Below are 26,532 nucleotides of genomic sequence, written 5' to 3'. Positions count from 1 at the left end.
GTCCTCCGCCGGCGCCGCCGGCCTGCAACGCTCATGACGCCACCCATCATTCGACACCACAGCGGCCCCCCGGCCACGCCGCCCAACAACGACAACCGGATCGCCCTGGTCCTGGCGTTGCTGGTGCACGCGCTGCTGCTGGCCGTGTTGATCTTCAACCTGAACTGGCGCACTGAAAACCCGGGACCGGTGGAAGTGCAGCTGTGGGCCGACGGCAATTCGCCGGTCTCGCCCCCGCCGCAACCGCAACCCGAACCGCCCAAGCCCCAGCCCAAGCCGCAACCCGAGCCCGAGCCGGAAAAGCAGCCCGAGCCGCCGCCGCCCCCGCCCAAGCCGGAGCCGCAGGCCCAGCCCAAGGCCGACGAGGTCGATCCCGAGATCGCGCTGCAGGAAGCCAAGAAGAAGAAAGAGAAGGAAGAACAGGCCCGCCAGGCCGCCGAGGCCGCCAAGGAAAAGGCGCGCCTGGAGGAAGAGCGCAAGCAGGCCGAGCTGAAGGAAAAGAAGCGCCTCGAACAGGAACGCCAGGCGGCCGAGAAGGCCGCCGCCGACAAGGCTGCGGCTGAGAAGGCGGCTGCGGACAAGGCCGCTGCCGAAAAGAAGGCCAAGGAAGACGCCGCCAAGAAGGCAGCGGCTGAAAAGGCGGCTGCCGAGAAGGCCGCCGCTGAAAAGGCCGCGGCCGACAAAGCCGCCGCTGAAAAAGCCGCCGCCGAAAAGAAGGCCAAGGAAGAAGCCGCCAAGAAGGCCGCGGCCGACAAGGCCCTGAAGGATGCGTTCCGCAACGACGCCCTGGGCGCGGCCGGCATTCCCGGCGGCACCGCCGACCGCAATCAGGCCGGTGGCGGGCGCGACAGCGGCTATGGCGCCAAGGTGCGTGCCTGCGTGCAACCCGGCGTGGCCTACCCGCCGCCGCCGCGCAGCGGCTCGGACAATCCGACGGCCCAATACCGGGTACAGTTAGGTTCTGACGGGAAGGTTAACGGGGTCACGTTGACCAGTTCCTCCGGCAACGCGGGCTTCGACCGCGCGGTCGAGACCGGCATCCGCCGCTGCAACCCCTTCCCCAAGCCTTCGACCGGCCGCTACGAGCCCATCATTGACGTTGTGTACAGAATGTATGATTGACAGGAGATTGCTGATTATGACTCCCGCCCATAGCCGACGAGCTTCCCCCCTCGTTCTCTGGCGATCGTATGGATTCGGCCTGTTGCTGCTGGCGCTGGCCTGCCTGATGGCCCTCAAGCCCGCCCAGGCCCAGCTGCGTGTCGACATTTCCGGCACCGGCGCCACCCAATACCCCGTTGCCATCGCCGATTTCGCGGTGGACGACGCCCATGGCCGCGCCCTGGCCGAAGTGATTCGCGCCGACCTGACCCGCACCGGCCAGTTCCGCCTGATCAGCGCCGCCGGATCGGGCCTGAACGTCGATTCGCCCATCGCCCATGACGACTGGCGCGCCAAGGGCGCCGACTTCATCGCCTACGGCAGCATCGTGCGCGGCAACGACGGCCGCTACGACGTGCGCTACCGCCTGGCCGACACGGTCAAGAAGGGCCAGTTGGATGGCGTTGCGTTCTCCGGCACCGAGCAGGAACTGCGCCGCGTCGCCCACCAGATCGCCGACCGCATCTATGAAAAGATCACCGGCGTGCGCGGCGTGTTCTCGACCCGCATCGCCTACGTGCTCAAGCAAGGCGCCACCTACGAACTGCAGGTGGCTGACGCCGACGGCCAGAATCCGCAGGTCGCCCTGCGTTCGCGCGAGCCGATCATCTCGCCGTCCTGGTCGCCCGATGGTTCCAAGCTGGCGTACGTGAGCTTCGAATCCGGCAAGCCGGTGGTGTACGTGCACACCCTGGCCACCAGCGCCCGCGTGCCGGTCGCCAACTTCAAGGGCAACAACAGCGCCCCCGGCTGGTCGCCCGATGGCACCCAGCTTGCCGTGGCCCTGACGCGTGATGGTCTGTCGCAAATTTACATCGTTAGCGCGGCCGGGGGCTCGAATATGAAGCGAGTTACGCGTTCTCCCGGGATTGACACCGAGCCGAGCTTTACGCCGGACGGCCGTTCCATTATCTTTACCAGTGACCGCAGCGGCGGGCCGCAAATTTACCAAACCGGCCTGGACGGTGGCGATGCTCGCCGCCTCACGTTTAATGGTGGTTACAACATCTCACCCCGAATTTCCCCCGATGGATCGACGCTGCTGTACGTTGCCAGACGCGACGGCGCGTTTCGAATCGCATCGTTGAACCTGTCCTCCGGCTCGGAGAACTTGTTGACCGATGGTCGTGACGATCAGTCGCCAAGCTTCGCGCCGAACGGCATGCAAGTCCTCTACGCCGCGATCCAAAACGGACGTAGCGTGCTTGCAGGTGTTTCGAGCGATGGTCGCGTACGGCAGACGCTTTCGGTACTGAACGGGGAAATACGTGAACCGACTTGGGGCCCATTTACCCGATAACACGTGTGACTCTCTTTGCAAAGGAACTATCATGAAGTCGCGCATTGCCAAAAGCCTAACCATCGCCGCTCTGGCCGCCACCCTGGCAGCTTGCAGCTCCGTCCCTCTCGACGATAAAGCGGGTCAGGGCGGAGGCGCTGGCCAAGGATCCTCGGCCTCCGGCCAGATCCTTGATCCCTTCAACCCCCAAAGCATCCTGGCGCAACAGCGCTCGGTATACTTTGACTTCGACAGCTACACGGTGTCCGACCAGTACCGCGGCTTGGTGGAAACCCACGCCCGTTACCTGGCTTCGCACCAGCAGCAGAAAATCAAGATCGAAGGCAACACCGACGAACGCGGCGGCGCCGAATACAACCTGGCCCTGGGCCAGCGCCGTGCCGACGCCGTGCGTCGCATGATGACCCTGCTGGGCGTCAGCGACAACCAGATCGAAACCATCAGCTTCGGTAAAGAAAAGCCGAAGGCGACTGGCTCGTCGGAAGCCGACTTTGCGGAAAACCGCCGCGCCGATATCGTTTATCAGCGTTAAGCTTTTCGTATAGTTAAGTGCCCCACCACGCGTCGGGACGGTCAGCCGGCCGTCCCGACGTTTGTTTTTATCCCCGGGAATTTTCATGCGCGATTACGTTCTGTCCCTGCGTCCCTTGATGGCGGCCACTGGCCTGGTGCTGGCGGCCCTGGCGGCCCCCGCCCACGCTTTCTCCGATGACGAGGCCCGCAAGGCCATCCTGGATTTGCGCCAGCAGGTGCAGCAGCAGAACGAGCAGAGCCAACGGGCCAAGCTGCAATTGGCCGATCAGATCCAGGCCCTGCAGCAGGAAGTCGCCCAGTTGCGCGACCAGCTCGAGCTGGTGTCGCGCCAACAGCCCAGCGCCAACAAGCCGGGCGGCGCCGCCGGCGGCGCCAACCCGCCGGGCGCGACGGCCGGCGATCCGCAGGAGCAGGCCGCCTACGACGGCGCCATCGACCTGTTCCGCAAGGGCCAGTACAAGGAAGCGTCCGAATCGCTGGCCGCCTTCACCGCGCTCTACCCCGCCAGCCAGCTCGCGCCCAGCGCCCAGTTCTACCTGGGCAGCAGCCGCTACGCGCTGAAGGACTTCAAGGGCGCCATCGAACAACTGAACGCCATGGTGCAGAAGGCGCCCGACAACGCCCGCGCCCCTGACGCCCTGCTGGTCATCGCCGGCAGCCAGATCGAGATGAACAACCGCGCCGGCGCCAAGACCACGTTGCAGCGCATCGTGCGCGACTACCCGACCACGCCGGCCGCCAACACGGCCAAGAGCCGCCTGCAACTGCTGCAGTAATGGCGGAAGCCGCAACCGCGGTCGCCGCCTACCGGCACATCCTGCGCCGCCGGGCAGGGCTCATCGCCCTGCTGCTGGCGGCGATTTGCATTGGGCTGCTGCTCGATTTCACGCTCGGTCCCTCGGGCCTGGGCTGGGGCGAGTTGTGGCGCACGCTGAGCGCGCCGGCGTCGGCCGATCCGACGCTGCGCGTCATCGTCTGGGATATCCGGCTGCCCTACGCGCTGATGGCCGCGCTGGTCGGCATGGCGCTGGGCCTGGCGGGCGCGGAAATGCAGACCATCCTGAACAATCCCCTGGCCAGCCCATTCACGTTGGGCGTGTCGTCGGCGGCCGCCTTCGGCGCGTCGCTGGCCATCGTGCTGCACCTGGGCGTACCCGGCATCCCCGACGGCTGGCTGATCGCCGGCAATGCCTTCCTGTTCGCCCTGCTTGCCGCCCTGATGCTGGACGGCGTGGCGCGGCGCGGCGGCATGAACACGTCGGGCGTGGTGCTGTTCGGCATCGCCATGGTGTTCACTTTCAACGCGCTGGTGTCGCTGGTGCAGTTCACCGCCAGCGCCGAGGCGCTGCAAAACCTGGTGTTCTGGACCATGGGCAGCCTGGCGCGCTCGAGCTGGACCACCGTGGCCACGCTTGGACTGGCCTTCGCCGTGGCATTGCCGTTGGCGTTGCGCCAGTCCTGGAAGCTGACCGCCCTGCGGCTGGGCGAGGAACGCGCCGCCAGCTTCGGCGTGGACGTGCGCCGCGTGCGCGTGACGGCGCTGGCGCGCGTCAGCCTGCTGTCGGCGCTGGCGGTGGCGTTCGTCGGCACCATCGGCTTCATCGGCCTGATCGCGCCGCACATCGCCCGCCGCCTGGTGGGCGAGGATCATCGCTTCTTCCTGCCGGGCAGCGCGCTGGTCGGCGGCGTGATCCTGTCGCTGGCCTCGGTCGCCTCCAAGAACCTGGCGCCAGGCGTGATCGTGCCAGTGGGCATCGTCACTTCGCTGATCGGCATCCCGTTCTTCGTGGCGGTAGTGCTGCGCCGGAGGCTGCCATGACGGCCGCCCCGCAGCCGGCGCTGGCGATCGAAGGCATCACCGCCGGCTATGGCGGCACGGACGTGCTGCACGATCTGTCGCTGCCCCGGCTGGACGCGGGCGAAGTCACGGCCCTGCTGGGTCCCAACGGTAGCGGCAAATCGACGCTGCTCAAGGCGCTGGCGGGCCTGGTGAAGGCGCGCGCCGGCCAGGCGCGGCTGGACCACCTCGATCTGACGCGGATGGATTTCGCGACCCGCGCGCGCCATCTTGTCTACCTGCCGCAAAGCCTGCCTGCCGCCGTGCACCTGCGGGTGTTCGAATCGGTGCTGGTGGCCGCCCGCGCCAGCCAGGCCGAAGGACCGCCGGCGGATCTGCACGGGATCGACCGGCTGCTGGAGCGGCTGGGCATCGCTCACCTGGCGCTGTGCTACCTGGACGCCCTGTCGGGCGGACAGAAGCAGCTGGTGGGGCTGGCGCAGGCGCTGGTGCGCCGTCCGCGCGTGCTGCTGTTGGACGAGCCGCTGTCGGCGCTGGACCTGAACTACCAGTTCCACGTGATGCGGCTGCTGCGGCAGGAAACCGCGCAGCACGGGCTGATCACGGTGATCGTGCTGCACGACCTGAACGTGGCCCTGCAGCATGCCGACCGCGCGGTGATGATCCATGGCGGCAGGCTGGCCGCCGCCGGCGCGCCTGCCGAGGTGATCACGCCAGCGTCGCTGGCGGCTGTATATGGAGTGCAGGGCCGGGTCGAAGCCTGCTCGCGCGGACGGCTCCAGGTGCTGATCGACGACCTGGAAGCGCGTCCGCACTGACCGCTACGTCCCGCGCGGGACCCTGAGGCCGGCGGTCCGGCGGCCAGGCAACGCTAGGCGCGCTGCGCGACGTCCGCAACCGGCGCGCCGGTCATGGCGGCCAACTGCTGCGGCGTCAGGTTGAACACGGCGTGCGGGTGCCCCGCCGCCGCCCACAGGCTGTCGTACTGGAACAGGTCCTGGTCGAGCAGCATGACCGGCTTGACCGCGTGGCCGATGGGGCAGACGCCGCCGATGGCGTAGCCGGTCATGTCGCGCACGAACTTGGCGTCGGCCTTGGCCAGGGCGCCGACCTGCTGCGCGACCTTGGCCTCATCGACGCGATTGACGCCGCTGGCGATGACCAGCACCGGCGCATCGTCCGCGGCCCGGCGGAAGATGATCGACTTGGCGATCTGGGCCACTTCGCAGCCCAGCCCCGCGGCCGCTTCCGCCGAGGTCTTGCCGGTCTGCGGTAGCACCACCACCGGCTTGTCATGACCCATTTCGGCGAGCAGTCGGGCGACGCGTTGGGCGGACTCGGGAAGATCGGCGGGGGTGGCGGGGGACATCTGGCGAACTCCGTTCAAGGGAAAAAAGATCGGGAAACGAGTTTATCAGCCCCCGCCAATGCCCCCGCCGCGGGCGCGGGCGTGCCGTGGGCGGGGGAGCGAACCGGCTAGAATGCCCGCCTGGCTTTCCCAACCCGATCCGATGCGTTCAGAACCCGTCCTGCCCCTGCAAACCGCCGACATCGGCGGCTATGCCATGTCCTACACCGAATACGGCGAGGGCGAGCCCCTGGTGCTGGTGCACGGCTCGCTGTCGGACTGTCGCTACTGGAAGTCGCAGATGGCGCCGCTGGGCCGCTCGTTCCGGGTGCTGGCGGTGTGCCTGCGGCGCTACTGGCCCGAAACCTGGGATGGCGAAGGCGAGGGGTTTTCGGTGGCGCAGCATGGCGCCGACGTGCTGGCCTTCATCGACCAGGTCGCGGGCCAGCCGGCCCACCTGGTGGGCCATTCGCGCGGCGGCCGCGTGGCGCTGGAGGCGGCGCTGGCGCGCCCCGACGCGCTGCGCAGCCTGACGCTGGCCGACCCGGGCCTGCCGCTGCCCGGAGACAACGATCTGCGCGGCGGCTTCCGTCAGCGCGCGCTGGAATTGATCCGCGACGGCGCGCTCGAAGAGGGCCTGGCGCTGTTCGTCGACACCGTGACAGGGCCGGACACCTGGCAGCGCATGGTGCCCTGGTTCAAGGAGATGGTGCGCGACAACGCCGGCACGCTGTTCGGCCAGGCCCGCGAAACGCCCGCCACCCTGAGCCCGGAACAGATCGGTTCGCTGGCCCTGCCGACGCTGCTGATCGGCGGCGCGCTCAGCCCCGCGCCCTACCCGGCGGTACTCGACGCGCTGGCGCAGTGGCTGCCCCAGGCGCGGCGCGTCGACATCGCCGGCTCGTCGCACGGCATGAACCTGGGCAACCCGCGCGCCTTCAATGGCGCCATCGAATCGTTCCTGCGCGGCTGACCCCGCGCGCCGTCAGGGTTCGACCGACGGCGTGTGCTTGAGGCGCTTGAGCACGAAGGTCGAGCGGCTGTGGCGCACGCCGGGCAGCTTGTAGAGCCGCTTGCGCAGGAATTCCTCATAGCCTTCGGTGCCCGCCACCGCGACCTTGATCAGGTAGTCGTATTCGCCCGTCACCAGGAACGCCTCCACTACCTGCGGCAGGCGCGTGATCGCCTCGCCGAAGCGCGCCAGCGTGTCGTCGTCGTGGTGTTCGAGCGTGACCTCGATCATCACCGTGTCGGGCAGGCCCAGCGCCTTCTGGTTCAACAGCGCCGCGTAGCCCTCGATCACGCCCGCGTCCTCCAAGGCCTTGACCCGGTTCCAGCAGGGCGTGGGCGACAGGCCCACCTGCTCGGCCAGTTTCAGGTTGGTGAGGCGGCCATCGGTGCGCAGCGCGCGCAGGATCTTGCGGTCGGTTTCGTCGATTTTGGGCGGGGTGGACACGGCTGAGAATCCGCAGAAGAGAATATCCCTGTAAAACTTAATTTTATAGGATATATATTCCTCTATCTCTACGGAAATGGCGGGAATCAGGAAACCTATTTTCCCGACCCGGTCGTAGACTTTCCAGCAAGACGGGCATTACCCCGCCCGTCGGATCCAGCGCCTGCGCCGCGGCACAACCCGGCCTTGGCGCCGGTGTAGTCCACCGCAGTTGCCGCGCGCCGATCCGCGCGGCGGGAAATCATGTCTCACGCAGCAGCAGTACCCGCAAGAACCGGCCTGGGCCTGTCCGGCACCGCCATGCTCCTGGCCGCGCCGGCGCTATTCGCCTCCAACATGGTGGCCGCCCGCTGGGCCCACGACGCCGCCCTCCCCCCCGTTTTCCTGGCCTTCGGCCGCTGGCTGATCGCCTTCCTGATCCTGTTGCCGCTGGCCGCGCCGGCCTTGCTGCGGCATCGCCAGGCGCTGTGGCGCGGCCTGCCCACGCTGCTGCCGCTGGCGGTGTTGGGCATGGGCGTGGCGGTGGCGCCGCAGTACATCGGCGCCCAGAGCACCAGCGCCACCAACATCGCCCTGATCTTCTCGTGCAGCCCGATCCTGGTGGCGCTGCTGGAAGCGATCATCTGGCGCAAGCCTCTCTCGCCGCTGCGCGCCGCCGGGCTGGCGCTGGCGCTGGGCGGCGTGCTGGTGGTGCTGACGCGCGGCGACGCCTGGGCGCTGGCGCGGCTGGCGTTCGGCCAGGGCGACCTGTGGGTGCTGCTGGCCGCCACCGGCTGGGCGTTCTATACGGTGCTGCAGAAGCGCCTGACGCTGCCGGCCGTGCCGGACGGCGCGCGGCTGGCGGCGATGATGCTGGGCGGCGCGATCGCGCTGGCGCCCTTCGCCGGGATCGAGGCCGCCGCCGGCGCCACTCCCCCCTGGAGCGATCCGCGCCTGGCGGCGGTGCTGCTGTTCCTGGCGGTCGTGCCGAGCCTGGGCGCGTACTACGTCTACGGCCGGCTGATCAGCCGCGCCGGCCCCGCCACCGCGGGCCTGTCGATGTTCCTGGTGCCGGTGTATGCGGCGTTGCTGGCCTGGCCGCTGCTGGGCGAGGCGCCGCAGCTATTCCATGCCTATGGCTTCGTGATGATCCTGTCGGGCGTGAAACTGGCGTCCTTGCGCATGCGGACGACGACGGCCGGCGCCGCCGCGCCGGCCTGAGGCGCGAGAAAGAAAAAAGGGCCACCCGCGCGGGTGGCCCTCGTTACGGGCAGCTCCGGATTCAGCGGCCCGTGCCCTGGGCCGCGATCACTTCCTGCGCCACCTGGCGCGGCGCTTCGGCGTAGTGCTTGAACTCCATCGTGTAGGTGGCGCGGCCCTGCGTCAGCGAGCGCAGCGAGGTGGAGTAGCCGAACATCTCGGCCAGCGGCACCTCGGCGCGCACCACCTTGCCGCCGCCCCCGGCGATGTCTTCCATGCCCTGCACCATGCCGCGGCGTGACGACAGATCGCCCATGACGTTGCCGGTGAAGTCCTCGGGCGTTTCCACCTCGACCTGCATCATCGGCTCCAGCAGCACCGGATCGGCGCGCCGCATGCCTTCCTTGAAGGCCATCGAACCGGCCATCTTGAAGGCGTTCTCGTTCGAATCCACGTCGTGATACGAGCCGAAGAACAGTGTCGCCTTGACGTCGACCACCGGGTAGCCCGCCAGCACACCGGCGTTGAGCGCCTCGCGGATGCCCTTGTCGACCGCCGGGATGAACTCGCGCGGCACCACGCCGCCCTTGATGGCGTCGACGAATTCGTAGCCCTTGCCCGGCTCCTGCGGCTCGAGCTTGAGCACCACGTGGCCGTACTGGCCGCGGCCGCCCGACTGCTTGACGAACTTGCCTTCGACCTCGTCACAGGTCTTGCGGATGGTCTCGCGATAGGCCACCTGCGGCTTGCCCACCGTGGCCTCGACGCCGAACTCGCGCTTCATGCGGTCGACCAGGATTTCCAGGTGCAGCTCGCCCATGCCGGAAATGATGGTCTGGCCGGACTCCTCGTCGGTGCGCACGCGGAACGAGGGATCTTCCTGCGCCAGCCGGCCCAGGGCGATGCCCATCTTTTCCTGGTCGGCCTTGGTCTTGGGCTCGACCGCCTGCGAGATGACCGGCTCGGGGAACACCATGCGCTCCAGCACGATGACGTGCGCCGGATCGGTCAGCGTGTCGCCCGTGGTGACGTCCTTGACGCCCACCGCGGCGGCAATGTCGCCGGCGTAGACCTCGGTGATTTCGCGCCGCTCGTTGGCATGCATCTGCAGGATGCGGCCCAGGCGTTCCTTCTTTTCCTTGACCGGGTTGTAGACAGAGTCGCCGGACTTGACCACCCCGGAGTAGACGCGGAAGAACACCAGCTGACCCACGAACGGGTCGGTCATGATCTTGAAGGCCAGCGCCGAGAACGGTTCCTTGTCGGTGGGATGGCGCTCGATCTCGTGGTCGCGCTCGTCGTGGCCCTTGATGGCGGGCACGTCGACCGGCGACGGCAGGTAGTCGATGACCGCGTCCAGCATGGCCTGCACGCCCTTGTTCTTGAAGGCGCTGCCGCACAGCATCGGCACGATCTCGTTGGCGACCGTGCGCTGGCGCAGGCCCTGCTTGATCTCGGCTTCGGTCAGCGCCTCGCCGCCCAGGTATTTCTCCAGCAGCGCCTCGTTGGCCTCGGCGGCCTTCTCGACCATCTTGTCGTGCCACTCCTGCGCCTGCGCCTGCAGCGCCGCCGGAATGTCGCGATACTCGAAGCGCACGCCCTGACTGGCGTCGTCCCAGATGATGGCTTTCATCTTGACCAGATCGATCACGCCCTCGAAGCCGTCTTCCGCGCCCACCGGCAGTTGCACCGGCACGGCGTCGCCCTTGAGGCGTTCGCTGATCTGGCGCTGCACGCGCAGGAAGTCCGCGCCGACGCGGTCCATCTTGTTGACGAAGGCCAGCCGCGGCACGCGGTACTTGTTGGCCTGGCGCCAGACGGTCTCGGATTGCGGCTGCACGCCGCCGACCGCGTCATAGACCATGACCGCGCCATCCAGCACGCGCATGGAGCGCTCGACCTCGATGGTGAAGTCGACGTGGCCCGGCGTGTCGATGATGTTGATGCGGTGTTCGGGATAGTTGCCGGCCATGCCTTTCCAGAAGGCGGTGGTGGCGGCGGACGTGATCGTAATGCCACGTTCCTGTTCCTGTTCCATCCAGTCCATCACGGCGGCGCCATTGTGCACTTCGCCGATCTTGTGGGTGATACCGGTATAGAAGAGGATGCGCTCGGTGGTCGTCGTCTTGCCCGCGTCGATGTGGGCGCTGATGCCGATGTTCCGGTATAGCTCGATAGGCGTCTTGCGAGTCATGGCCTCGTTCCTTGCAGTAATCACCAGGAATGGGCGGCAGGTCCGACCGGATACTGCCGCGGCGGGCGCCATGCCGCGTTGAGAGGTGTGCTCGGGGATTGCGAAACCGCGCCCGCACTATCCGTGAATATTACGCGCCGCGAGCCGGTTTACAAGCTTTAGCCATAAGCGCCATAGGGAATGGCGCGGACATGAAAAAGCCCCTCGGCGGGAGGGGCCTGGCATGCGTCGACGCCGGCGGGCCTGACAGCGGCCTGACACCGGCGGCGGGCAGCGGTGTTACTTCTTTTCTTCCTTGACGCGGTACACCAGCACGGCGGTGCTGGCCAGCGACAGCACCTTGGCGGTGACGCTGCCCAGCAGCAAACGCGACAGGCCGCTGCGGCCGTGGCTGCCGATGAAGATCAGGTCGCAACCGGCGTCGGCGGCGGCCTGGACGATGCCGTCGGCCACGTTGAAGTTGGACACGGCGCGCGCCTCGGACTTCACGCCGGCGGTGTCGGCGCGATCGGTGATCTGCTTGAGGTACTTGTCGGCCTGTTCGGCCGAGGCCTTTTCGTAGTCTTCGTCGGTGATGGCGTAGGCCGCGGCCATGCCGTCGAAACCGATGGTGGCGGCGAACGGCTGCGTCACGTAGAGGGCGACGACGTCAGCGCCCACCGAGCGCGCGAAGGAAATGCCGGCGTTGGCGGCTTGGGCCGACAGCGGCGAGCCGTCGGTGGGAATCAGGATCTTCTTGAACATCTTGCCTGCTCCTGTTTGAGAGGAAGCTCCATGCTACCGGAAACCCGCCAGGTTCACATCAAGCGAACCCGGGGTCCTTGATGCGCGTCAACCCAGTTGCTGGGCGGCCGCGAACAGGTTGGTGCAGCGCGTCCCGGTGCGGCAGTACGCCAGTACCGGGCCCGGCAGCGTGCGCAGCAGTTCGGCGAAGCGGACCACGTCGGCGGCGGTCATGGCGCTGCCGACGACCGGCTGGTATTCGATTTTCAGACCGGCGGCAGCGGCGGCCTTGGACACATCGGCGGCGGTCGGCTGGTCGGGGCCGCCCTCGAAATCGGGACGGTTGATGATGACGCTCTTGTAGCCGGCGGCCGCCACGTCGGCCATGTCGTCGGGCCCCAGTTGCGGGGCGACGGCGAAATTGTCGGTCAGGGGCTTGATCGGTGCGGACATGGCGATTCCTTGATGGCGAGGTAGAGAGGGCTGGATCCTATTATTGCAGGTGCCGTTTCAGCCGAACAGTTTTTCCAATACGCTCCAGGCCCCGCGTTCGTCCGCCATCGACACCGAAAAACGCAACATGGTGGATGGCGCCTGCGATGGCGAGAACAGCGTGCCCGGCGCCAGCAGCATGCCGCGGTCGGCGGCGGCGCGGGCCAGCACCTCGCTGTCGCGGCCGCAGTCGGCCCAGACGAACATGCCTGCCTGCGGCTCGTGAGGGACCGTCAGGCCCAGCTTCAACAGGCCTTTCAGGCAGCGCTGGCGGGCTTCGTCCACCCGCTGGCGCACACGCTCGATATGACGCCGGTACTGGCCTTCCATCAGCACCCGGTGCACCACCCGTTCGCCCAGTTCGGGCGAGGTCAGGCCCGCCAGCATTTTCAGGTCGGCCAGTTTCTGCAGGATGTCGGGATTGGCGGCCAGGTAGCCGACCCGCAGGCTGGCGGCCAGCATCTTTGAATAGCCGCTGACCAGGATCACGCGGTTCAGGCGATCGAGCACCGCCAGCTTCATGGCGCCGCCGGGGTGCAGATCGCCATAGGTATCGTCCTCCACCACCATGAAATCGTGGCGCTCGGCGATGCGCAGGATGTCGTAGGCGGCGCCGGCCGACAGGGTATGGCCGGTCGGGTTGTGCACGGCGCTGTTGACGATGAAGAGCCTGGGCTTGTGCTGCGCCGCCAGTTGTTCCAGCTGCGCGATGTCGGGACCATCGGGACCGCGCGGCACGCCGATCAGCCGCGCGCCGAACGCGGCCAGCCGGCCGAAGATGACGAACCACGCCGGATCCTCGACCAGCACGGTGTCGCCGGGCTGCACCAGCAGGCGGGCAATCAGGTCCAGGCCGTGCGTGACGCCGTTGGTGGTGAGCAGGTTGCGATCGGGATGGGCCGGCACGCCTTCGCTCTGCAGCGACGCCGCGATCTGCTGGCGCAGCGGCGAAAAGCCCTGCGGATGCCCATAGGACACCAGATGGCCGCGCACCGAGCGCCCGACGGCGCGTACCGCGCTCGCCACCATGTCCGGATCCAGCCAGTCGGCCGGCAACAGGCCGGCGCCGCCCGGCATGCCGGGGCCGCCACCTTCACGGAACATGCTGCGCAAGAGCCAGGCGATATCCACCCGCGCGGGCGGCGTGAACCCCTGGCTTTCGGGAATCGCGGCGGCCGCGGCCAGCGGGCCGTTGCGGGCCCGCACGAAGAAACCGGCGCCGCGGCGCGACTGCACCAGGCCGCGCGCCACCAGCCGGTCGTAAGCCTCCACCACCGTAAACCGGCTGACGCCGGATTGCTCGGCCATCTTGCGGATGGAGGGCAGGCGGGTGCCGGGACGCAGGCCCTGCTCGTCGATACGGCGGGCCAGGCCGTCGGCCAGTTGCGCCACCAAGGTGGCGTCGGCCTGGCGCACCGGCTGCCAGGGCATGGAGGGGGAGGCAACTGTCATGGGGATTTCACCAGGCCAGTGGTTAAAGTGACATGCAAAAGTGTACCGGTACTGTACCGATGACTATGCGTAGAGTGACAGCAATGGCGCCAACCCGCAAGCCCTGTGGACCGCCCCTTCTTCCGGATGTCCACCGATGAGCCGTTCCGTGCTGTATCCCTCGCCCCAGGTCGCTCCCGCCGCGTCCGCGGTCTCCTCCTGGGAAGGCTATGGCTACGGCCTGCTGGGGGTGGTGGTGTTCTCGCTGACTCTGCCGATGACCCGCGTCGCCGTCGCCGAGCTGCCGCCGTTGCTGGTGGGCCTGGGCCGGGCCCTGCTGGCGGCCGTGCCGGCCCTGGCGCTGTTGTGGCTGACACGCAGCCGGCGGCCCGATCGCCGCGAATGGCCCGGCGTCATCCTGGCCGCGATCGGCATCGTGGTGGGCTGGCCGCTGGCGTCGTCGCTGGCGATGCAGACCGTGGCGTCTTCGCACGGCGCGGTGTTCAACGGCCTGCTGCCCCTGTCCACGGCGGTTTTCGCGGCCTGGCGCAGCGGCGAACGGCCATCGCCGGCGTTCTGGGGCTGGGCCATGGTGGGCTCCGCCCTGGTCTGCGCATTTGCGCTGCGCGAGGGCCAGGGCAGCCTGGTGATGGGCGATTTCTGGCTGTTGCTGGCCGTGCTGCTGGGCGGCATGGGTTATGCCGAAGGCGCGCGCGCCTCGCGCACGCTGGGCGGCTGGCGCACCATCTGCTGGGCGCTGGTGATCAGCGCCCCGGTGCTGGTCGCACCGGTGGGCTGGATGGCCGCGCAACAGGCGGCCTGGCCTGGGGCCGACGTCATCTGGGCCAGCGCCTATCTGGCATTCGGCTCGATGTTCCTGGGATTTTTCGCCTGGTATCGCGGCCTGGCCGTGGGTGGCATTGCCCGTGTCGGGCAGATTCAGCTGCTGCAACCGTTCCTGACGGTACTGGCCGCCACCCTGTTCTTTGGCGAATCGGCGGACATGATCACCTTCCTGTTTGCCGCCGCCGTTATCGTTGTGATCGCCGGTGGACGCCGCGCGATCGTTGGAGTCAAGAAATGACGCTGTTCCCTTCCAGCCTGGCCGATGTGCCGCTCGCTTCCCTGTCCCTGCTGGGGCCCCTGGCGCTGTTCGCGCTGGTCAGCTCGATCACGCCCGGGCCGAACAACGTCATGCTGGCCGCCTCCGGGCTGAACTTCGGCTTCCGCCGCAGCATGCCGCACCTGCTTGGCGTGAACCTGGGATTCACGCTGATGATCTTCCTGGTGGGCATCGGGCTCGGCTCGGTTTTCCAGCAGGCGCCGGTGCTGTACACCGTGCTGAAGTACGTGGGCGCCGCCTACCTGCTGTACCTGGCCTGGAAGATCGCCAACTCCGGCGGCGTGGAGGAGGGTGAAGCGCGCGGCAAGCCGATGACCTTCCTGCAGGCAGCGGCCTTCCAGTGGGTCAACCCCAAGGCCTGGGTGATGGCGGTGGGCATCATCGCCACCTACACGCCGCAGGCCGGCTTCTTCGCCAACCTGGTGATCGCCACACTGGTCTGCGGCCTCGTCAACCTGCCCAGCATCGGCATCTGGGTCACCTTCGGCACGGCGCTGCGCCGGGTGCTGCACAAACCCTGGGCGATCCGGGCCTTCAACATCACCATGGCCCTGCTGCTGGTGGCCTCGCTGTATCCGGTGGCGCTGGAAGCGCTGCACTGACATGGCCGGGGGCCGGCGCGCCGCGATGCTCGTGACGCACTGACCCTGGCCTCAGGCCAGCAGGGCGACCACCACGACGGGCGTGACGAGCACGTTGAACAGGCCCGCCATCACCATCACCAGGCCCGCCACCGCGCCCTCTTCGGCCGCCAGCTCGCGCGCCTTGGCGGTGCCGGCGCCATGCGCGCCCATGCCGAACAGCGCGCCGCGCGCCAGGGCCGAGCGTAGCGGCAGCCAGCGTCGCATGAACTGGCCGATGGCCGCGCCGAACACCCCCGTGACAATGACGAACACCGCCGTCAGATCCGGCACGCCGCCAACGTGCGACGACACCGCCACCGCGAACGGCGTGGCCACCGAACGCGGCAACAGGCTCAACCGCAGGCCCGGCGGCAGGTCCAGCAGACTACCCAGCAGCCAGGCGCTGGCGCCGGCGATAGCGCTGCCCACCGCCACGCCGGCCAACAGCACCGGCCAATAGCGCCGGATCAGCGCGCGCTGCTCATACAGCGGCAACGCGAACGCAACGATGACCGGCCCCAGCATCATCATCAACCAGTGGGAGCCGGACATGTAGTCGCGATAGCCGGTGTGCAGCAGCAACGCCAGCATCAGCAGCAGGGCTGGCGCCACCACCAGCGTGGACGTCCACCAATAGGCATAGCGGCGATAGAACAGGCGCGCGCAGACATAGGCCAGCACCGTGGCCAGCGGCCAGAACAGCAGATTGAATTCAGCCCGCATGGCGGTTCATCCAGCGGTAGCAAAGGTCGATCGTCAGCGCGGTGCCGAGCATGACCAGGGCCGTGCCCAGCAGGATCACGGCCAGCAGTTTCGCGCCCAGCACGCCGAGGAATTCGCGATGGTCCAGCAGCGACATCACCGCGGGCACGAAGAACAGCAGCATCTCGCCCAGCAGCCAGCTGGCGCCTCGGTGCACATTGCGCACCCGCAACAGGCCGGCGGCCAGCAGGGCCAGCACCAGCACCATGCCGATGACGCCGCCCGGTATGGGCAGGCCGGCGGCGTTGGCCAGTACCTGGCCGAGCAGGGAAAACAGGATCAGCAGGACGATCTGCAGCACGCGGCTGCGGCGCAGCAGGCTGCGCAGGACGATGGGATAGCGAGGGCGAGACATGGAATTTCCAGCGGACAGGAAACGTTTTACGCTCGGCGCGACCATAGATAAAATGAATTTGTCGAATTCATCCCATTCCAAACAGGCATACCCCCATGGATCTGCGCCCCTTGCGCGCGCTGGTGGAAGTGGTCCGCCAGGGCGGATTCTCCCAGGCCGCGAAAGCGGTTTTCGCCACCCAGCCCACGGTCAGCAAGGCCGTGCGCCAGCTGGAAGACGAGATCGGCATGCCGTTGCTCGACCGCCAGGCGCAGCCGCCCCGGCTGACCGAGGCCGGTGAAATCGTCTACCGGCGCGCCGTCAAGATGTTGGCCGAGCGCGACGATCTGTACGCCGAACTGGACGAGCTGCGCGGCCTCAAGCGCGGCGTGCTGCGGCTGGGCCTGCCGCCGCTGGGCAGCAGCACGCTGTTCGCGCCGATGTTCGCGCGCTTTCGCAGCCGCTATCCGCACATCGAGATCAGCCTGCTGGAACACGGCGGCCACCGGCTCGAAGAAATGGTGATGGCCGGCGGGATCGAGCTGGCGGCGTCGCTGCGGCCGGACTCCGACAATTTCGACTGGCAACCGGTGGCGCGCGAGCCGCTGGTGGCGTTGCTGCCGGCCGATCACCCGCACGCCCGGGCCGCCACCGTCGGCCTCGACCAATTGCGCGACTCCCCCTTCATCCTGTTCGAGACCGGCTTCGCCCTGAACCGCATCATCCAGGAGGCTTGCCGGCGCGCCGGCTTTGCGCCGGCCATCGCCGCGAGGAGCGGCCAGATCGACTTCATCGTGGCGCTGGTCAGCGCCGGGCTGGGCGTGGCCTTCCTGCCGCGCGTCAAGGCGGAGGAAGAACGGCACGCGGGCGTGGCGCTGGTGCCGTTGCGCGATGCCCATACGGATTGGGAGATGGGACTGGTGTGGCGGCGTGGCGGTTACCTGTCGCCCGCGGCGCAGGCCTGGCTGGCGCTGGCGCGCGAGATGCATCCGGACACGGCTTGAAGCGATGCGCCAACAATCCGCGTTGTATGCTGGCGGCGCGACCGCGCCCGTCGGCGCGGGTTTCATTGATCATGCCCGCCCTGCCCCGCTTCACCGTCCGCCGCCTGTTCGGCGCCGCCGTGCTCGCCGCCGCCAGCGTGGTCGGCTGTTCGCAGCTTGACTCCTGGCAGCGCCAGACCATTTTTTCGCCGCAATCCGAACCTCAGACCTGGTGGCGCGAGCCAGCCAAGGGCACGCAGGTCTACGACCTGGCGCTGGCCAATGGCGACAAGGTGCGGGCCTGGTACTGGCAAAGCCCGCAAGCCAACGCGCCCACAGTCCTGTACCTGCATGGCGCGCGCTGGAACCTGAACGGCAGCGCCTTCCGCATCGACGGCTGGACGCGCAAGGGCTATTCGGTGCTGGCCATCGACTATCGCGGGTTCGGCGCGTCGACGCCGCGCCTGCCGTCCGAGGCCAGCGCGCTGGAGGACGCCATGGCGGGCTTGAAGGAATTGGCCCGCCTGCAACCGGACCCGGCGCGCCGCTTCATCTACGGACACAGCCTGGGCGGCGCCATCGCCATCAACCTGGCGGCGCGCCCGGAGCAACCGGACTTCGCCGGGCTGATCGTCGAATCCAGTTTCACCAGCATCAGCGCGATGCTGGCCACCATGAAGTGGGGCCGCGTGCCCGGCGCCAGCCTGTTGGTCACGCAACCGTTCGACTCGGTGCAGACGCTGGCGCAACTGCACACGCCGATGCTGTTCATGCATGGCACCGCGGATCGCGTGGTGCCGCACACGATGAGCGACGAACTCTACGCCGCCGCCCGGGGGGTGGCGCCCGAACTGAAGCGGCTGGTCAAGATCGAGGGCGCGACGCATTCGGGCGCGTTCCGCAGCGGCGAACAGTACGACGACGCCGTGAAGACCTTCATGCGCGACGCCAGTCGCGCCTATCAACGCAAGGCCGGCTGACCCTCGCGCCCCGCGACCAGGGGCGGGGCCATCCGTCGAATCCTTCCCGGGTCGGGCAGGCGCGCCCGGCGTTCGCCGGTTCCCTTCCCGGCCCACTCCCCTGCGCCTGATAAGGCGCCCGCACGGTTCTCCCCGGGGAAACCCGCTCTCGGGAAACTCCCATATCAAAATATCTTCTAAATATATTTAACAGATATTAGACTTTCTCCCACCCGCCGCCCTTCCTTCGCGGCGCCGGCCATCCGAGGAGAATCCAGTTGAGTAACGTGCGTTGGCAGGGCGTCTTTCCTGCCGTAACCAGTAAGTTTCATGCCGACGAAACCCTCGACTTCGAAGCGATGCGCAAGCATTTCGGCTTCCTGATCGACAACGGCGTGCATGGCCTCGTCACCTGCGGTTCGCTGGGCGAAGCCAGCACCCTGACGCTGGAGGAAAAGCTGGCGGTGACGCGTTGCGCCGTGGAAGTCAGCGGCGGCCGCATCCCGGTGCTGGCCAACGTGTCGGAGACCAGCACCCGCGAGGCGCTGCGCTTCATCAAGGCCGCGGTCGAGCTGGGCGTGGACGGCTTCATGCTGATGCCGTCGCTCATCTACGTGGCCGATGCGCGCGAGGCGATGCAGAGCATCCGCACCATGGCCGAGGCCGCCGCCAAGCCCTGCATGATCTACAACAACCCGGTCGCCTACCGCGTCGACCTCAAGCCCGAGCACATGGCCGAGCTGGCCGATTGCCCCTGGCTGGTGGCGATCAAGGAAAGCAGCGACGACATCCGCCGCGTGACCGACCTGCGCAACAAGCTGGGCGACCGCTACCAGCTGTTCATCGGCGTCGACGACCTGTCGTTCGAAGCCCTGGCGCTGGGCGCCGACGGCCTGCTGGCCGGCCTGGTGACCGCCTTCCCGCGCGAGACCGTGGCGCTGTATGACCTGATGAAGGCCGGCAAATGGCAGGAAGCGCTGGCGCTGTACCAGTGGTTCACGCCGCTGCTGCACCTGGACGTGTCGACCAAGCTGGTGCAGAACATCAAGCTGGCCGAGACCCTCGCCGGCGTCGGCAACGAGCACGTGCGCCGTCCGCGCCTGCCGCTGGTGGGCGCCGAGCGCGAGCGCTGCGCCGGCATCATCGAAGCGGCGCTGGCCAAGCGGCCGCGGCAATACCAGTCGAAGTAAACGACCCAGCCCGAAGCAGGACAGGCGCGCCCGCCAGGCGCGCCGTCCACCCGCCAGCCTCTCGGACACCATGCACAGCGACATCATCCTTCAGACCCGGGGCCTCACCAAGGAATTCCGCGGCTTCGTGGCGGTCAACGACGTCAACCTGAGCGTCAGGCGCGGCGCGATCCATGCGCTGATCGGTCCCAACGGGGCCGGCAAGACCACGGTCTTCAACCTGCTCACCAAGTTCCACATCCCCACCCGCGGCGAGATCGTCTACGACGGCGTCGACATCACCGGCGAACGGCCGGCGCAGACGGCGCGGCGCGGCATCGTGCGCTCGTTCCAGATTTCGGCGGTGTTCCCGCAGCTGTCGGTGCGCGAGAACGTGCGCGTGGCCTTGCAGCGCAAGCTGGGCGTGGACTATTGCTTCTGGCGTTCGGAGCGCTCGCTGGAGCGCCTGCATGCGCGGGTCGAGGAACTGCTCGACCAGGTCGGCCTGCGCGCGCAGCTGGACGTGGCCGCCGGCGACCTGCCCTACGGCCGCAAGCGCACGCTGGAGATCGCCACCACGCTGGCGCTGGAGCCCGAACTGCTGTTGCTGGATGAGCCGACGCAAGGCATGGGCCACGAGGACGTGGACCGCGTCAAGCACCTGATCAAGCAGGTCTCGGCCGGTCGCAGCATCCTGATGGTGGAACACAACATGAAGGTGGTGGCCGACATCTGCGACACCATCACCGTCCTGCAACGCGGCGAGATCCTGGCCGAGGGTCCGTACGCCGAGGTGTCCGCGAACCCCGCGGTGCGCGAAGCGTACATGGGAGCGGAAGATGAATGACGAGACCCCGGCGCGGTCCATGCTGGAGATCCGCGACCTGCACGCCTGGTATGGCGAATCGCACATCCTGCACGGCATCGACCTGGACGTGAAGGCGGGCGAGTGCATCACGCTGCTGGGCCGCAATGGCGCCGGCCGCAGTTCGACCCTGAAGTCGGTGCTGGGCCTGGTGGGCCGGCGCAGCGGCTCCATCAAGGTGCAAGGCCAGGAAACCATCGGCCTGCCGCCGCACAAGATCGCGCGCCAGGGCATCGGCTACTGCCCCGAAGAGCGCGGCATCTATGCCTCGCTGACCGCCGAGGAAAACCTCATGCTGCTGCCCACGGTGGGGCCGGACGGCATGTCGGTGGACGAGATCTACACGATGTTCCCCAACCTGAAGGAACGCGCCCACAGCCCCGGCACCCGGCTGTCGGGCGGCGAGCAGCAGATGCTGGCGATGGCGCGCATCCTGCGCACCGGCGCCCGCCTGCTGCTGCTCGATGAAATCACCGAAGGCCTGGCGCCCGTCATCGTGCAGGCGCTGGGCCGGGTGATCCGGCAATTGCAGGAGCGCGGCTACACCACCGTGCTGGTCGAGCAGAACTTCCGCTTCGCCCGGCACCTGGCCGACCGCCATTACGTCATCGAGCATGGCCAGGTGGCCGCCGTGATCGAGCGGGCCGAGGTCGAGCGGTCGCAGGACCGGCTCAACGCCCTGCTCGGCATCTGAAGGCCGTCGCGCGCAGTTCCCCGTCGTTGCAGTTCCCGTGGTGCTTCCGACCGCAGTCCCCCCATTCCCATACGGAGCGTAGTCAGATGAAATTGAATCGAATCGCAGCGGCGCTGTGCGCCATCGGCCTGGCGGGCGTCGCCCACGCCGAGGCCGGCATCAGCGACGGCATCGTCAAGGTCGGCGTGCTGACCGACCTGTCGGGCGTCTATTCCGACCTGGCCGGCAACGGCTCGGTGGTCGCGGCGCGCATGGCGGCCGAGGAAATGGGCAACAAGGTGCTGGGCAAGCCGGTCGAGGTGGTGGCCGCCGACCACCAGAACAAGCCCGACGTCGCCGCCAACCTGGCGCGCGAATGGTTCGACCAGGGCAAGGTCGACATGATCACCGACTTCCCCACCGCGTCGACCGCGCTGGCCGTGATGGAGATCGCGCGCCAGAAGAACCGCGTGACCATGCCGTCCGCCGGCCTGTCGACCGCGATCCTGGGCGAGAAGTGCTCGCCGCTGAACGCGCAGTGGACCACCAACACCTATGCGCTGGCGGCCGGCACGGCGCGCGCGCTGGTCAAGGAGGGCAAGAAGACCTGGTACTTCATCACCGCCGACTACACCTTCGGCCACTCGCTGGAAAAGGACGCCACCGAAGTGATCCAGGAAAACGGCGGCAGCGTGGCCGGTGTCTCGCGCCACCCCTTCCCCGGCAACGACTTCTCGTCGTTCCTGCTGAAGGCGCAGGCCTCCAAGGCCGACGTGATCGCCCTGGCCAACGCCGGCAACGACACCGTCAACGCGGTCAAGCAGGCCAATGAGTTCGGCATCACCAAGAAGCAGATCGTGGCGCCGCTGCTGACCTACATCTCGGACGTGCACAGCATGGGCCTGGCCAAGGCGCAGGGCATGTACCTGACCGAAGCGTTCTACTGGGACTACGACGACGCCTCGCGCGCCTGGGCCAGGAAGTTCTTCGAGAAGACCAAAAAGATGCCGACGGCATCGCAGGCCGGCGTCTACTCGGCCACGCTGTCGTACCTGAAGGCGATCGAGGCGGCCGGCACCGACGAGGCGCCGGCGGTCATGGCCAAGCTGCGCGAGATGACCATCAACGACGCCGTGATCCGCAACGGCAAGCTACGCGCGGACGGCGCGCTGGTGCACGACATGCTGCTGTTGCAGGTGAAGGCGCCGGCCGAGTCCAAGGCGCCGTGGGACTACTACCACGTGAAGTCGGTGCTCAAGGGCGACGAGGTCTTCCCCAAGCCGCAGGCCGCCTGCGCGCTGAACAAGTCCTGACGCCCGCTGGCGCCGGGCGGCTTGCGCCCGGCGCCGGTTCGATCCGCCCGCGGCGCGCGGCAACGCGCGCCTCCCGCAAACCGACGCGTCCCGTTTCCGATCGCCGCCCACTATGTTCGACATCTCGCTTCCCGCCCTGCTCGCCCAACTGCTGGTGGGGCTGATCAACGGCTGCTTCTACGCCATCCTCAGCATGGGGCTGGCCATCATCTTCGGCCTGCTCAACATCGTCAATTTCACCCATGGCGCCCAGTTCATGATGGCGGCGTTCCTGGCGTGGATCGGCTTCACCCAGCTGCCGCAACTGCTGGGCCCGGGCGCGCAGATCAACTTCTGGGCGGCCCTGGTGCTGGCGCCGCTGATTGTCGGCGCGGTCGGAGTGGTCATCGAGAAGACACTGCTCAAGCGGCTCTACCACCTGGACCACCTGTACGGCCTGCTGCTAACCTTTGGCATCGCGCTGATGATGGAAGGCGGATTCCGCTACTTCTACGGCATATCCGGCGTGGGCTACGAGCCGCCCGAGATCCTGCAGGGCGGCTTCGACCTGGGCTTCATGTTCCTGCCGGCGTACCGCGCCTTCGTGGTGGTGGCTTCGCTGCTGCTGTGCCTGCTGACCTGGTACCTGTTCGAGCGCACCCGCCTGGGCGCGCTGCTGCGCGCCGGCACCGAGAACGCCCGGCTGCTGCAGGCCTTCGGCGTCAACGTGCCGGTGATGATCACGCTGACCTACGGCTTCGGCGTGGCGCTGGCCGGCGTGGCCGGCGTGCTGGCCGCGCCCGTCATGCAGATCAATCCGCTGATGGGCTCCAACCTGCTCAATATCGTGTTCGCGGTGGTGGTGATCGGCGGCCTCGGCTCGATCATGGGCGCCATCGTCACCGGCCTGGCGCTGGGCCTGCTGGAAGGTCTGGCCAAGGTGTTCTACCCCGAAGCGTCCACCGTGGTCGTATTCATCGTGATGGCGGTGGTGCTGCTGACGCGCCCCGCGGGCCTGTTCGGCAAGGAGAAATAAGGTGTCGCGCTTTCCTCTTTCCATCCGCATCCTGGCGCTGCTGCTGGTGCCGGCGCTGCTGGTTCCGTGGTTCCCGCAGATTGTCTATCCGGTCTTCGTCATGAAGGTGCTGTGCTTCGCGCTGTTCGCGCTGGCCTTCAACCTGCTGACCGGCTTCACCGGCCTGGTGTCGTTCGGCCATGCGGCCTTCTTCGGCTGGGCCGGCTATGCCGCGGGCGAGATGATGATCCTGTACGGCGCGGCCGGCCTGCCGCCGGAACTGGCCATGCTGTGCGGCGTGGCCATGGCCGCCGCCATCGGTTACGCGATTGGCTGGCTGGCGATCCGCCGCACCGGCATCTATTTCGCCATGATCACGCTGGCGCTGTCGCAGGTGGCCTACTTCATGGCGGTGCAGGTCCGCTGGACGCGCGGCGAGGACGGCATGCAGGGCATTCCGCGCGGCAAGTTCCTGGGCCTGGTCGACCTGAGCGCCGACACCAACATGTATTACTTCACGCTGGGCGTGTTCGTGCTGGGGTTCCTGTTCGTCTACCGGGTCATCCATTCGCCCTTCGGCCAGGTGCTCAAGACCATCCGCGACAACGCGCCGCGGGCGATTTCGCTGGGGTACGATACGGATCGGTGCAAGCTGCTGGCGTTCGTGCTGTCGGCCTCGGTGGCCGGCCTGGCCGGTTCGCTCAAGGCGCTGGTGCTGCAGCTGGTGGCGCTGAACGACGTGTCGCTGGCCACCTCCACCGAAGTCCTGCTGATGACGCTGCTGGGCGGGATCGGCACCGTGTGGGGTCCCGTGGTGGGCGCCACGCTGGTCGTCAGCCTGCAGAACTACCTGGCCACCCTGGGCGATGTCGTCACCATCGTCATCGGGTTGATTTTCGTGTTGTGCGTGTCGTTCTTCCGGCGCGGGTTCGTCGGCGAATGGCTGGCCTACACGCAGTGGCGCAAAACGAAGGAAAACAACCGTTGATGGCAGGAGCAGAACCCAAAAGGCGCGCGGCAGACGTCGCCTATGACCAGATCGAAAGCATGATCGCCACCCTGCAATTGCAGCCGGGCAGCGCGGTGGTGGAAGCCGATCTGGTCGAAAAGACCGGCCTGGGCCGCACCCCGCTGCGCGAAGCCCTGCTGCGCATGGTGGCGGCCGGGCTGATCCGCCAGGAGCCGCGGCGCGGCCTGCGGGTGTCGATGATCCAGCTGGCCGACCACATGGACCTGATCCAGACCCGCCGGGCGCTGGAGCAGTTGATCGCCGCCAGCGCCGCGCGCCGCGCCACGCCGGCGCAACGCGCCCAGATCGTCGAATGCGCGACGCAGATGGTGCGCGCGGCCGAGGGCGGCAACCTGGACGACTACATGCAGGCCGACCAGTTGCTCGACCACGTCTGCCACAGCGCCTGCCGCAACGTGTCGGCGGTGAACGCGGTGGAACCGCTGATTATCCAGTGCCGGCGCTTCTGGTACGCCTACCAGCACGAAGGCGACATCGCCGAGGGCGCGCGCCGCCACATGGCCATGGCCGCCGGCATCGCCACGGGCGACGAAGCGGCGGCCATCCGGGGCGCGGATTCTCTGATGGACTACCTGGAGATGTTTACGCGCAAGGTGATTGACGCGTAGCGCTCGCGGCCGGGGCGGCGGCGTCCTTGGCGCCGCGCGCCAGCCACGCCATGACGCGCGGGCGGGCGCGGTCGTAGCCCAGGTTGTAGAAGAAGGCGTACGGCAGGTAGAACAGCACCAGCGCGATGTCCAGCACGAAGGCCTGCCACAGGCTGATGTTCAGCCACCAGGCGGCCAGCGGGATCACGATGAGGATCAGCCCGAGCTCGAAGCCGAACGCGTGGATCACGCGCACGCGCAGGTTGCGGGTGATGCCCAGGCGGTTCTCCAGGCGGTCGAAGCCGGCGTTGTAGATCATGTTCCAGACCAGCGCGATCCAGGCGATCACGGCGGTCAGCACGCCCATTTCGAACAGCGACTTGCCCATGGCCCAGGCGGCCACCGGCGCGCACAGGCCGATGGCGAGGATTTCGAACAGGAAAGCGTGGATGAAGCGCTCTTTGATGGTTTTCTTGGCTTGCGTCATGACCCACCTCTGAGGTCGTTTGTTTCAGTGACCGGGGGATTTTCGACGATATTTCCGGTACGATAAAGATAATATCCATCGGAAAAACCGATAATGAAAACGCCCGCCGCCATGCGCCACTCCCTCGAGTCCCTGGCCACCTTCGCCCAGGTGGCCGCCGAGGGCACGTTTTCGGCGGCGGCCCGCAAGCTGGGCAAGAGCCAGTCCACCGTCAGCGAGACCATCGCCAATTTGGAGGTCGACCTGAACGTGACGCTGTTCGACCGCAGCCAGCGCCAGCCGGCCTTGACCGAGGCCGGCCAGGTGCTGCTGGGCCAGGCCCTGCAGGTGCTGGCGGCCAACGACCGCCTGAACCGCAGCGCCAGCCAGCTGTCGGCGGGGCTGGAACCGCGCCTGACCGTGGTGCTGTCGGATACGTTTCAGTCCGAAACCTTTGAGAACATGCTCAGCCAGATCGACCAGCGCTATCCGGCACTGCGCTTCGAATGCCTGATCGCGGAATACGAGGACGTGGTGGCGCTGGTGCAGCAGGGCCGCGCCCACCTGGGGTTGATGGCGGCCCAGGAAGACTACCCGCCCGACATGGCTCACGCGACGCTGCGCGAAGCCTCGGAAATCGTGCTGTGCGTGGGCCGCGGCCATCCGCTGGCAACCTTGTCCGGGGTGACCAAGGACCACCTGAAGACCGAACGTGAATTGCGCCTGAGCACCTACGAGCTGGACGACAAGGCCCCCGCGCCATCGCAGTCCACCTGGTCGGCGCCGGGCTATCTGATGTTGCTGGAAATGGCCACGCTGGGATTCGGCTGGGCGGAGTTGCCGCGCTGGATGCTGCACCGTTTCGGGCGCGGACAGCTGGTGGAACTGGCGGTGCCGGGCTGGCCGCGCCAGATCCGCGTCGACGCGGTGTGGTCGACGCGCCGTCCGCTGGGGCCGGCCGGCGCGTGGCTGCTGCAAAGCCTCACGCGGGCCTAGGGCCTGTTTACGCTGAAAGGCGCCTCGCAGGCGCAGCCA

At 67.7% G+C, this 26,532-nt stretch carries 29 protein-coding genes; 20 read left to right on the top strand and 9 right to left on the bottom strand.

What is annotated here, in order from left to right; genetic code table 11:
* Positions 1-33 precede the first annotated feature (33 nt).
* The 6 genes from tolA (at position 34) to AC6CR5_RS24335 (ending at position 5,611) form a co-directional block, all read left to right on the top strand.
* The gene (tolA, locus tag AC6CR5_RS24360; protein ID WP_026382456.1) at positions 34-1,122 is read left to right on the top strand and encodes a cell envelope integrity protein TolA; all 1,089 of its coding nucleotides are present in this window, start codon (positions 34-36) and stop codon (positions 1,120-1,122) included.
* 16 nt (positions 1,123-1,138) lie between these two features.
* Positions 1,139-2,461, top strand: coding sequence for a Tol-Pal system beta propeller repeat protein TolB (gene tolB / locus AC6CR5_RS24355; RefSeq protein WP_006388739.1), 1,323 nt, complete (start codon positions 1,139-1,141; stop codon positions 2,459-2,461).
* A gap of 31 nt (positions 2,462-2,492) precedes the next feature.
* A complete protein-coding gene (gene pal / locus AC6CR5_RS24350) occupies positions 2,493-2,993 on the top strand; it encodes a peptidoglycan-associated lipoprotein Pal (protein ID WP_006388738.1) in 501 nt (166 codons plus the stop codon).
* 85 nt (positions 2,994-3,078) lie between these two features.
* Positions 3,079-3,771 carry a tol-pal system protein YbgF gene (gene ybgF / locus AC6CR5_RS24345; RefSeq protein WP_006388737.1) on the top strand — a complete coding sequence of 231 codons (693 nt, stop codon included), beginning with the start codon at positions 3,079-3,081 and terminating at the stop codon, positions 3,769-3,771.
* Positions 3,771-4,814: a FecCD family ABC transporter permease gene (locus AC6CR5_RS24340; RefSeq protein ID WP_006388736.1), complete on the top strand. Its 1,044-nt coding sequence runs from the start codon at positions 3,771-3,773 to the stop codon at positions 4,812-4,814. The genes ybgF and AC6CR5_RS24340 overlap by 1 nt, the downstream gene beginning before the upstream one ends.
* Positions 4,811-5,611: an ABC transporter ATP-binding protein gene (locus AC6CR5_RS24335; RefSeq protein WP_054446654.1), complete on the top strand. Its 801-nt coding sequence runs from the start codon at positions 4,811-4,813 to the stop codon at positions 5,609-5,611. The genes AC6CR5_RS24340 and AC6CR5_RS24335 overlap by 4 nt, the downstream gene beginning before the upstream one ends.
* Positions 5,612-5,664: 53 nt before the next feature.
* Here the strand turns inward: AC6CR5_RS24335 and AC6CR5_RS24330 are convergent, their stop codons facing one another.
* The gene (locus AC6CR5_RS24330) at positions 5,665-6,162 is read right to left on the bottom strand and encodes a YbaK/EbsC family protein (RefSeq protein WP_006388734.1); all 498 of its coding nucleotides are present in this window, start codon (positions 6,160-6,162) and stop codon (positions 5,665-5,667) included.
* A gap of 142 nt (positions 6,163-6,304) precedes the next feature.
* Here AC6CR5_RS24330 and AC6CR5_RS24325 point away from each other — a divergent pair, with 142 nt between their 5' ends.
* The gene (locus AC6CR5_RS24325; protein ID WP_026382459.1) at positions 6,305-7,114 is read left to right on the top strand and encodes an alpha/beta fold hydrolase; all 810 of its coding nucleotides are present in this window, start codon (positions 6,305-6,307) and stop codon (positions 7,112-7,114) included.
* A 12-nt stretch (positions 7,115-7,126) separates the two neighbouring features.
* On the opposite strand, the gene AC6CR5_RS24320 is transcribed toward AC6CR5_RS24325, so the two are convergent.
* Positions 7,127-7,597, bottom strand: coding sequence for an Lrp/AsnC family transcriptional regulator (locus AC6CR5_RS24320; RefSeq protein WP_006388732.1), 471 nt, complete (start codon positions 7,595-7,597; stop codon positions 7,127-7,129).
* A gap of 243 nt (positions 7,598-7,840) precedes the next feature.
* Here AC6CR5_RS24320 and AC6CR5_RS24315 point away from each other — a divergent pair, with 243 nt between their 5' ends.
* A complete protein-coding gene (locus tag AC6CR5_RS24315; RefSeq protein ID WP_026382460.1) occupies positions 7,841-8,797 on the top strand; it encodes a DMT family transporter in 957 nt (318 codons plus the stop codon).
* Positions 8,798-8,858: 61 nt separating this feature from the next.
* On the opposite strand, the gene fusA is transcribed toward AC6CR5_RS24315, so the two are convergent.
* From fusA to AC6CR5_RS24295, 4 genes are all read right to left on the bottom strand, one after another.
* Positions 8,859-10,970: an elongation factor G gene (gene fusA, locus AC6CR5_RS24310; protein ID WP_006388729.1), complete on the bottom strand. Its 2,112-nt coding sequence runs from the start codon at positions 10,968-10,970 to the stop codon at positions 8,859-8,861.
* 279 nt (positions 10,971-11,249) lie between these two features.
* The gene (locus tag AC6CR5_RS24305) at positions 11,250-11,714 is read right to left on the bottom strand and encodes a universal stress protein (RefSeq protein WP_006388728.1); all 465 of its coding nucleotides are present in this window, start codon (positions 11,712-11,714) and stop codon (positions 11,250-11,252) included.
* Between the two features lie 87 nt (positions 11,715-11,801).
* On the bottom strand, positions 11,802-12,146 hold the full coding sequence (locus tag AC6CR5_RS24300) for a protein tyrosine phosphatase family protein (protein ID WP_006388727.1): 345 nt from the start codon (positions 12,144-12,146) through the stop codon (positions 11,802-11,804).
* 57 nt (positions 12,147-12,203) lie between these two features.
* Positions 12,204-13,601, bottom strand: coding sequence for an aminotransferase-like domain-containing protein (locus tag AC6CR5_RS24295; protein ID WP_149895634.1), 1,398 nt, complete (start codon positions 13,599-13,601; stop codon positions 12,204-12,206).
* 172 nt (positions 13,602-13,773) lie between these two features.
* Between AC6CR5_RS24295 and AC6CR5_RS24290 the strand changes: the two genes are divergently transcribed.
* Both AC6CR5_RS24290 and AC6CR5_RS24285 read left to right on the top strand, forming a co-directional pair.
* On the top strand, positions 13,774-14,700 hold the full coding sequence (locus AC6CR5_RS24290) for a DMT family transporter (protein WP_462793996.1): 927 nt from the start codon (positions 13,774-13,776) through the stop codon (positions 14,698-14,700).
* Positions 14,697-15,341, top strand: a complete 645-nt coding sequence (locus AC6CR5_RS24285; RefSeq protein WP_020925166.1) for a LysE family translocator — start codon at positions 14,697-14,699, stop codon at positions 15,339-15,341. Before AC6CR5_RS24290 ends, AC6CR5_RS24285 begins: the two co-directional genes overlap by 4 nt.
* A 51-nt stretch (positions 15,342-15,392) precedes the next feature.
* On the opposite strand, the gene AC6CR5_RS24280 is transcribed toward AC6CR5_RS24285, so the two are convergent.
* Together AC6CR5_RS24280 and AC6CR5_RS24275 are read right to left on the bottom strand one after the other, a co-directional pair.
* Entirely contained in the window at positions 15,393-16,085 is a 693-nt protein-coding gene (locus tag AC6CR5_RS24280) for an LrgB family protein (RefSeq protein WP_024067733.1), read from the bottom strand.
* Positions 16,075-16,479, bottom strand: coding sequence for a CidA/LrgA family protein (locus AC6CR5_RS24275; protein ID WP_054499723.1), 405 nt, complete (start codon positions 16,477-16,479; stop codon positions 16,075-16,077). Before AC6CR5_RS24275 ends, AC6CR5_RS24280 begins: the two co-directional genes overlap by 11 nt.
* Before the next feature lie 95 nt (positions 16,480-16,574).
* Here AC6CR5_RS24275 and AC6CR5_RS24270 point away from each other — a divergent pair, with 95 nt between their 5' ends.
* The 9 genes from AC6CR5_RS24270 (at position 16,575) to AC6CR5_RS24230 (ending at position 25,052) form a co-directional block, all read left to right on the top strand.
* Positions 16,575-17,462: a LysR family transcriptional regulator gene (locus tag AC6CR5_RS24270; protein ID WP_020925169.1), complete on the top strand. Its 888-nt coding sequence runs from the start codon at positions 16,575-16,577 to the stop codon at positions 17,460-17,462.
* Between the two features lie 71 nt (positions 17,463-17,533).
* Complete coding sequence (locus AC6CR5_RS24265) at positions 17,534-18,421, top strand: alpha/beta hydrolase (protein ID WP_006388720.1); 888 nt, start codon at positions 17,534-17,536, stop codon at positions 18,419-18,421.
* 257 nt (positions 18,422-18,678) lie between these two features.
* Positions 18,679-19,590: a dihydrodipicolinate synthase family protein gene (locus AC6CR5_RS24260; RefSeq protein ID WP_020925171.1), complete on the top strand. Its 912-nt coding sequence runs from the start codon at positions 18,679-18,681 to the stop codon at positions 19,588-19,590.
* 70 nt (positions 19,591-19,660) lie between these two features.
* Complete coding sequence (locus tag AC6CR5_RS24255; protein ID WP_006388718.1) at positions 19,661-20,416, top strand: ABC transporter ATP-binding protein; 756 nt, start codon at positions 19,661-19,663, stop codon at positions 20,414-20,416.
* On the top strand, positions 20,409-21,128 hold the full coding sequence (locus tag AC6CR5_RS24250; protein ID WP_049053528.1) for an ABC transporter ATP-binding protein: 720 nt from the start codon (positions 20,409-20,411) through the stop codon (positions 21,126-21,128). The genes AC6CR5_RS24255 and AC6CR5_RS24250 overlap by 8 nt, the downstream gene beginning before the upstream one ends.
* A gap of 86 nt (positions 21,129-21,214) precedes the next feature.
* A complete protein-coding gene (locus tag AC6CR5_RS24245) occupies positions 21,215-22,420 on the top strand; it encodes an ABC transporter substrate-binding protein (RefSeq protein WP_006388715.1) in 1,206 nt (401 codons plus the stop codon).
* Between the two features lie 112 nt (positions 22,421-22,532).
* A complete protein-coding gene (locus AC6CR5_RS24240; RefSeq protein WP_006388713.1) occupies positions 22,533-23,435 on the top strand; it encodes a branched-chain amino acid ABC transporter permease in 903 nt (300 codons plus the stop codon).
* Position 23,436: 1 nt separating this feature from the next.
* Positions 23,437-24,402: a branched-chain amino acid ABC transporter permease gene (locus tag AC6CR5_RS24235; RefSeq protein WP_024067728.1), complete on the top strand. Its 966-nt coding sequence runs from the start codon at positions 23,437-23,439 to the stop codon at positions 24,400-24,402.
* Positions 24,402-25,052, top strand: a complete 651-nt coding sequence (locus AC6CR5_RS24230) for a GntR family transcriptional regulator (protein ID WP_020925174.1) — start codon at positions 24,402-24,404, stop codon at positions 25,050-25,052. The genes AC6CR5_RS24235 and AC6CR5_RS24230 overlap by 1 nt, the downstream gene beginning before the upstream one ends.
* Here the strand turns inward: AC6CR5_RS24230 and AC6CR5_RS24225 are convergent.
* Positions 25,027-25,518, bottom strand: coding sequence for a multidrug/biocide efflux PACE transporter (locus AC6CR5_RS24225; protein WP_047993461.1), 492 nt, complete (start codon positions 25,516-25,518; stop codon positions 25,027-25,029). The genes AC6CR5_RS24230 and AC6CR5_RS24225 overlap by 26 nt on opposite strands.
* A gap of 111 nt (positions 25,519-25,629) precedes the next feature.
* On the opposite strand from AC6CR5_RS24225, the gene AC6CR5_RS24220 reads away from it, so the two are divergent.
* Positions 25,630-26,493, top strand: a complete 864-nt coding sequence (locus AC6CR5_RS24220; protein ID WP_026382466.1) for a LysR family transcriptional regulator — start codon at positions 25,630-25,632, stop codon at positions 26,491-26,493.
* Positions 26,494-26,532 lie beyond the last annotated feature (39 nt).

It is taken from the genome of Achromobacter sp. EG18 (assembly GCF_059759395.1).
Note: the sequence above shows the minus strand (reverse complement) of the source record. Positions and strands in the feature narration are given on the sequence as shown.

What these genes read in the sequence shown, in the direction of transcription:
- AC6CR5_RS24315 (WP_026382460.1), top strand. Translation starts at nt 7,841, where the DNA reads ATGTCTCACGCAGCAGCAGTACCCGCAAGAACCGGCCTGGGCCTGTCC.
- AC6CR5_RS24305 (WP_006388728.1), bottom strand. Translation starts at nt 11,714, where the DNA reads ATGTTCAAGAAGATCCTGATTCCCACCGACGGCTCGCCGCTGTCGGCC.
- tolB (WP_006388739.1), top strand. Translation starts at nt 1,139, where the DNA reads ATGACTCCCGCCCATAGCCGACGAGCTTCCCCCCTCGTTCTCTGGCGA.
- pal (WP_006388738.1), top strand. Translation starts at nt 2,493, where the DNA reads ATGAAGTCGCGCATTGCCAAAAGCCTAACCATCGCCGCTCTGGCCGCC.
- AC6CR5_RS24230 (WP_020925174.1), top strand. Translation starts at nt 24,402, where the DNA reads ATGGCAGGAGCAGAACCCAAAAGGCGCGCGGCAGACGTCGCCTATGAC.
- AC6CR5_RS24225 (WP_047993461.1), bottom strand. Translation starts at nt 25,518, where the DNA reads ATGACGCAAGCCAAGAAAACCATCAAAGAGCGCTTCATCCACGCTTTC.
- AC6CR5_RS24330 (WP_006388734.1), bottom strand. Translation starts at nt 6,162, where the DNA reads ATGTCCCCCGCCACCCCCGCCGATCTTCCCGAGTCCGCCCAACGCGTC.
- fusA (WP_006388729.1), bottom strand. Translation starts at nt 10,970, where the DNA reads ATGACTCGCAAGACGCCTATCGAGCTATACCGGAACATCGGCATCAGC.
- AC6CR5_RS24255 (WP_006388718.1), top strand. Translation starts at nt 19,661, where the DNA reads ATGCACAGCGACATCATCCTTCAGACCCGGGGCCTCACCAAGGAATTC.
- AC6CR5_RS24280 (WP_024067733.1), bottom strand. Translation starts at nt 16,085, where the DNA reads ATGCGGGCTGAATTCAATCTGCTGTTCTGGCCGCTGGCCACGGTGCTG.
- AC6CR5_RS24245 (WP_006388715.1), top strand. Translation starts at nt 21,215, where the DNA reads ATGAAATTGAATCGAATCGCAGCGGCGCTGTGCGCCATCGGCCTGGCG.
- AC6CR5_RS24325 (WP_026382459.1), top strand. Translation starts at nt 6,305, where the DNA reads ATGCGTTCAGAACCCGTCCTGCCCCTGCAAACCGCCGACATCGGCGGC.
- AC6CR5_RS24240 (WP_006388713.1), top strand. Translation starts at nt 22,533, where the DNA reads ATGTTCGACATCTCGCTTCCCGCCCTGCTCGCCCAACTGCTGGTGGGG.
- tolA (WP_026382456.1), top strand. Translation starts at nt 34, where the DNA reads ATGACGCCACCCATCATTCGACACCACAGCGGCCCCCCGGCCACGCCG.
- ybgF (WP_006388737.1), top strand. Translation starts at nt 3,079, where the DNA reads ATGCGCGATTACGTTCTGTCCCTGCGTCCCTTGATGGCGGCCACTGGC.
- AC6CR5_RS24220 (WP_026382466.1), top strand. Translation starts at nt 25,630, where the DNA reads ATGCGCCACTCCCTCGAGTCCCTGGCCACCTTCGCCCAGGTGGCCGCC.
- AC6CR5_RS24250 (WP_049053528.1), top strand. Translation starts at nt 20,409, where the DNA reads ATGAATGACGAGACCCCGGCGCGGTCCATGCTGGAGATCCGCGACCTG.
- AC6CR5_RS24265 (WP_006388720.1), top strand. Translation starts at nt 17,534, where the DNA reads ATGCCCGCCCTGCCCCGCTTCACCGTCCGCCGCCTGTTCGGCGCCGCC.
- AC6CR5_RS24285 (WP_020925166.1), top strand. Translation starts at nt 14,697, where the DNA reads ATGACGCTGTTCCCTTCCAGCCTGGCCGATGTGCCGCTCGCTTCCCTG.
- AC6CR5_RS24340 (WP_006388736.1), top strand. Translation starts at nt 3,771, where the DNA reads ATGGCGGAAGCCGCAACCGCGGTCGCCGCCTACCGGCACATCCTGCGC.
- AC6CR5_RS24275 (WP_054499723.1), bottom strand. Translation starts at nt 16,479, where the DNA reads ATGTCTCGCCCTCGCTATCCCATCGTCCTGCGCAGCCTGCTGCGCCGC.
- AC6CR5_RS24335 (WP_054446654.1), top strand. Translation starts at nt 4,811, where the DNA reads ATGACGGCCGCCCCGCAGCCGGCGCTGGCGATCGAAGGCATCACCGCC.
- AC6CR5_RS24300 (WP_006388727.1), bottom strand. Translation starts at nt 12,146, where the DNA reads ATGTCCGCACCGATCAAGCCCCTGACCGACAATTTCGCCGTCGCCCCG.
- AC6CR5_RS24270 (WP_020925169.1), top strand. Translation starts at nt 16,575, where the DNA reads ATGGATCTGCGCCCCTTGCGCGCGCTGGTGGAAGTGGTCCGCCAGGGC.
- AC6CR5_RS24290 (WP_462793996.1), top strand. Translation starts at nt 13,774, where the DNA reads ATGAGCCGTTCCGTGCTGTATCCCTCGCCCCAGGTCGCTCCCGCCGCG.